This is a genomic window from Paenibacillus sp. P4_A7 (assembly GCF_056402455.1).
On sequence record NZ_JBFUHJ010000420.1, the window covers coordinates 1 to 4975 of the forward strand.

The 4975-nt window shown below is 45.0% G+C and carries 4 protein-coding genes and 1 pseudogene; 4 read left to right on the top strand and 1 reads right to left on the bottom strand.

Annotated features, from left to right (window positions below):
- The first annotated feature begins 8 nt into the window (after window positions 1-8).
- The 3 genes and pseudogenes from AC1DWN_RS27845 to AC1DWN_RS27855 form a co-directional block, all read left to right on the top strand.
- The gene (locus tag AC1DWN_RS27845; protein WP_477562138.1) at window positions 9-1679 is read left to right on the top strand and encodes a class I mannose-6-phosphate isomerase; all 1671 of its coding nucleotides are present in this window, start codon (window positions 9-11) and stop codon (window positions 1677-1679) included.
- Between the two features lie 19 nt (window positions 1680-1698).
- Window positions 1699-2640, top strand: coding sequence for an ROK family protein (locus tag AC1DWN_RS27850; RefSeq protein ID WP_477562135.1), 942 nt, complete (start codon window positions 1699-1701; stop codon window positions 2638-2640).
- Window positions 2641-2810: 170 nt separating this feature from the next.
- Window positions 2811-3146: pseudogene (locus AC1DWN_RS27855) on the top strand (transposase); the annotation flags it as partial.
- Here the strand turns inward: AC1DWN_RS27855 and AC1DWN_RS27860 are convergent.
- Complete coding sequence (locus AC1DWN_RS27860; protein ID WP_477562136.1) at window positions 3141-3977, bottom strand: helix-turn-helix domain-containing protein; 837 nt, start codon at window positions 3975-3977, stop codon at window positions 3141-3143. The pseudogene AC1DWN_RS27855 and the gene AC1DWN_RS27860 overlap by 6 nt on opposite strands.
- A gap of 134 nt (window positions 3978-4111) precedes the next feature.
- On the opposite strand from AC1DWN_RS27860, the gene AC1DWN_RS27865 reads away from it, so the two are divergent.
- Entirely contained in the window at window positions 4112-4951 is an 840-nt protein-coding gene (locus AC1DWN_RS27865; protein WP_477562137.1) for a phytanoyl-CoA dioxygenase family protein, read from the top strand.
- Window positions 4952-4975: the final 24 nt, after the last annotated feature.

The following is a 4975-nucleotide window of genomic DNA, read 5'->3' on the forward strand; positions in this document are numbered from 1 at the left end:
ATCAAATTGTGAAGGAGCTTCAAGACCGGGGGAGAAGCTTAAACATTCCTAAAGTGGTATTTGTTATAGAATGTTACCCGACGGTTCGCCAAGATGAAATCATTAGCGCTATTGAAGCGAGTCTAGGAGAGGTGACGGTGATTCGCTCAGAAGAGGCAGCGATGTCCGGGGAGAAAATCAAGAAGCTGGCTCAACGGTATCTAACGGACGATCGGGTGTTTGGCTACATGTCACCATGTACAGTTAACGAGTTTTACGAAGAAGATCGATTGCAGTTTTTGAAGGATGAAGTAAATGCGATACAGAGTGGTATTGTCGTAGTAATTGGCTTCGGAGCTTCACTAGTAACCGAGGGAGACATACTCGTCTATGCAGATATGGCCCGTTGGGAAATTCAGCAGCGTTATCGTTCTAAGGAATTCGGCAATTGGCGTATGGACAATCATGAGGAGGAGATTTTACGCAAATATAAAGGCGGTTTCTTCTTCGAATGGCGTATGGCGGATCGTTTGAAACGTCAATTGTTTGATAAAATCGACTATTATTTGGATACGAACTTGAAAGACGATCCGAAGATGCTTACTAGTGAAGCTTTAATGAACGGTTTGCGGCAGACGGCTTCGCAGCCTTTCCGTTTAGTTCCGTATTTCGACCCGGGTGTATGGGGTGGAACATGGTTGGAAGCACACATAGACTTGCCACCACAAGAGAAGCCATATGCATGGGGTTTCGATGGAGTGCCAGAGGAGAATAGTCTTTACTTCCAATATGGCGATGTCCGCGTTGAATTGCCTTCGATAAACTTGGTGTTTTTTCAATCGCGTGAGCTACTTGGAGATCGAGTATACGCACGCTTCGGGGCTGAATTTCCAATGCGATTCGATTTTCTGGATACGATTGGTGGAGGAAATCTCAGCTTACAGGTTCATCCAACCACGGACTATATTAAGCAAACATTCGGCATGTCATATACGCAGGACGAAAGCTATTATATATTGGATGCTAAGCCGGGTGCGCTTGTCTATCTCGGAGTAAAGGAAGAGGTTGATGCTCAGCAGATGTGGCGAGATCTAGAGCGTGCGCAGGCTGGGGAGATATTGTTCCCCGTAGAGGAATATGTGAATACGTACCCTGCGAACAAGCATGAACATTTTCTCATTCCTGCTGGAACCATCCATTGCTCGGCAGCGGATTGCATGGTTCTAGAGATTAGTGCGACACCTTATATATTCACCTTTAAATTGTGGGATTGGGGTCAGATTGGTCTCGATGGTAAACCGCGTCCAGTACACCTTGATCATGGATCGAAGGTCATGCAGTGGGATCGCAGGACAGAATGGGTTGAGAAGGAGCTTATTGATCAGGTTGTACCTGTCTCGGAAGGAACTGGCTGGAAAGAAGAACGGACGGGTATGCACGAGCTCCAGTTTATAGAAACGCGCCGTCACTGGTTCTCCGAGCAAGTTACGCATGAGGCGAATGGAAGTGTCCAAATGCTTAATCTTATAGAAGGTGAAGAAGCAACCGTAGAAAGCCCTGATGGTGCATTTGATCCCTACATTATAAGATATGCTGAAACCTTCATCGTACCCGCATCCGTCAAGCGGTATACGATTCGCCCTAGTGGGCCAAGTTTAGGCCAGACAATCGCCACGATAAAAGCATATGTGCGGGCTTAATCATTGAGGGGGAGTCGTCATGGAGAATCAGTTTTTACTTGCTTTTGATGTAGGTGGAACCTATATTAAGGCTGGAATTATTCATATGGATGGATCAGTCCTGGAACATACGATGAGTGAGTATGAGGCGCACTCTAATGGAACTGCCGATGAGATAGCAGAACACTTCAGGAATATCACGAGAAATTTAGTTGTTCGTTTAGCAGATGTACCGGGAGCTCGTGTTTATGGAATAGGATATGCCTTTCCCGGTCCATTCGACTATGAACAAGGAATTAGCTATATTCAAGGATTAAATAAATTCGAAGCGATTTATGGTGTTAATATCGGCGAAAGGCTGCGGTCTGATTACGAGGAGGATGCTGTAATCGCAGCATCCTTAACACCGGATTGGCAATTAGTATTCCAAAATGACGCCTCCATGTTTGCTCTTGGGGAGGCTGTATATGGTCAAGCATCTGCAGCCCAGCGCGTTGTGTGCATGACCATCGGAACTGGACTCGGCTCCGGCTTCGTGGATAATGGCCAATTGATCAAGCAACGTCATGATGTGCCAGAGAACGGCTGGCTGTATCATTTACCTTTCGAAGATGGAATTGCAGATGATTTTATTTCTCGCCGCGGGGTGCTTCGCTTAGCAGTTGAAATCGGAATCGATCTCTCTGGCGGACAAGATGTGAGGGAGCTTGCGCAATCGGCCATGTCAGGGGACGAGCGGGCGATCCTGTTGTTCCAAATGTTCGGTGAACGCATGGCGCGAATTCTTGAGTTGCCAATGATCAAATTTCAGCCCGACGCTATCGTCTTTGGAGGCCAAATCGCGAAGAGCGGTGACTTGTTCTTGCCTGCTTTGAAGCGGGAGTTTAATCAGTATGGTATTTCTTTATCCATAAAGTTAAGCGAGAATACGTTGCTTAGTACATTACAGGGAATTCATCACTTTATGAAGACAGCGACCTAAATAAATTATGGCACCATGAGCATTAGAGCACTCATTGTGAATAAGTGTTACATACAAAGAGGAGTTTGCGAACCTGTTAGTTCGTAAACTTCTCTTTTGTTTTTAAGCCATTAATAACTAGAAGGGCTACCATTCAAAGATGGAGCATTCTTGCGAATTCTATCCGATATCGTCATTACCGTAGCGTGAGCTGTGAAGGTTGTCCAATGAAAGCTGCATGTACGAAGGAGCAAGGAGACCGAGAGATTTGAGTCAGTCTAAGATATAAGCGCTAAAAGCAGCAGGTGAGAGAAAAGCTGCACAGCGAGGAAGGTTATGCGCTGTCGGTGAGACATATGGTTGAACCCGAAAGTGTGTTCGGGCAGATAAAGAATAATCGGGGATTCCAGTGTTTCCTGCTTCGCAGCTTATCAAAAGTAAGCCTAGAGGTCGGGTGACTTTCGTTTGTCCATAATCTCATGAAGCAAGCGACGATAACTCAAAATAGAAAAGTAGTAATCTCATAAGTAACGTTTATTCGCCTTTCGGAATTGAAGCGGCGACAGCGATGTCCAATGGCGAAATTGCCGGCTGAAAGCGCCGATACAAGAAAAACCGAGAGATTCGCTTATTGCTTCCATTGACATTTCTGTATGAAGAATAAGCTCTTTCGCCATTTTTTGTTTTAACAAGCTGCGATATTGCCCCGGTGTTATACCGTACACTTTTTTGAACACGTCATTGCAATAGCTTCGGCTTACGAATAACCGCTTGGYGATCTCATTGATCGTGATGGGATCCTGAAGCCCTTCGTCCAACATTCGTTCAATCGTAGTAGCCATTTCGATTTCCCGCTCATTTATCATTCTTCGATGAATACGAACGCGCTCGTTTTCACTAAAAATAACTTGAAAAGCCTCGTCCAGCAAAAGAAGCATAGTGGAATAAAGTCGAATTCTTTGCAATGGAAGTTCGGTGGAAAGCCAGTGGATCTCGACAAACAGCTTTTGCAATTGTAGAAAAGGGCCTTGCAAGTGGACATAGTTGATCGACTGAAGATCCGTTTTCATTTCCCCATCCTCTAACCCGAAAAGGATATAGAAATAAGAAAAATTATCATTGGACAGGCTGATGATACTGTGCCGTATACCCGGGGATATGAGCATCCAGTCCCCGGCTTTTATTTCTATAGATTCGCCGTGAATCCATTCTATGATTTGCCCTTTTTGACAAAGAAGTAACTCAAATTCTTCATGATAATGCTGATGATATGACCATCCAGGTTCTACGGTCCGAAATTCACTCGATCCTAGTATTATACCCGCATTCATCTTCGTGAAATGAAAAGGTAAATTCATAATCAACAGCTCCTTCACTTAAGTATTGACTACAAATAGTTAAATTTCAAGGGATTTTTCTGTCATTAGGTCATATTCAAGGCAACATTTTGTACCTATAATGAGATTATTCTAACGAAAAGGAGAAATCAGCTATGCCGTTAATTTTAAATGAAGATCAAATCGACTTTTATAGACGTAACCGCTATTTACATGCCAAAGGGGTGATACCGCAAGATTTGTTGCACTCGGGGAAAGCAATTCTTGAGAGCTGGCTTGATGAGCTGGTAGACAAGTGGTTTGCAGAAGGCCTGGTGAAAGATAAACGCACGGATCTAGATTTTCAGCACCGGCTGGTAGAGCTCTGGCATGCAGCAGGCAAGCCTAAGTATAACCGAAGCCCTTGGAGGGAACTTGTCGGCATCGACATGTTCAACTATTTACGACATCCTGTATTGGTCGACATTGCTTCAGACTTACTCGGTACGACCGAAGTTTCGGTACATGGCATTTTTAATGCCAGACCGAAGTTGCCCGATCAAAAGTGGACCGATACGCCATGGCATCAAGACGCGCAGTATTTCCGCGATGAGGAGCATGTGCAGGTGATTTCAATGTGGGTGCCGATGCAAAGAGTAACGGAGCAGAACAGCTGCCTGCAGGTTGCGCCTGGATATTTTACAGATAGGTTGCTTGAAGGCGTCGTGGATGAAGCTACCGAATTCTTAGGCTTGTCAAAGGAAGATGCCAAGCAGTTGAAAGGCATTTCTATCGAAATGGATCCTGGCGACGTATTGATTTTTAACCAGCTGCTCCCCCACCGGGCGTTATCTAACAAATCGGATGCCGTTCGCTGGTCCATGGATATTCGCTTTGAAGCCACGCCGACCGCTACGGAAAGTGGTAAAAAACAAGGATTTGTAGCAAGAAGCAAACAAAACCCTTCTTCAGAGGATACGTTTGAATCTTGGATGGAAAAATGGGGCGGCATTTAGATCGGCGAATATTAAACCGCATAC

What these genes read in the sequence shown, in the direction of transcription:
- AC1DWN_RS27850 (WP_477562135.1), top strand. Translation starts at nt 1,699, where the DNA reads ATGGAGAATCAGTTTTTACTTGCTTTTGATGTAGGTGGAACCTATATT.
- AC1DWN_RS27865 (WP_477562137.1), top strand. Translation starts at nt 4,112, where the DNA reads ATGCCGTTAATTTTAAATGAAGATCAAATCGACTTTTATAGACGTAAC.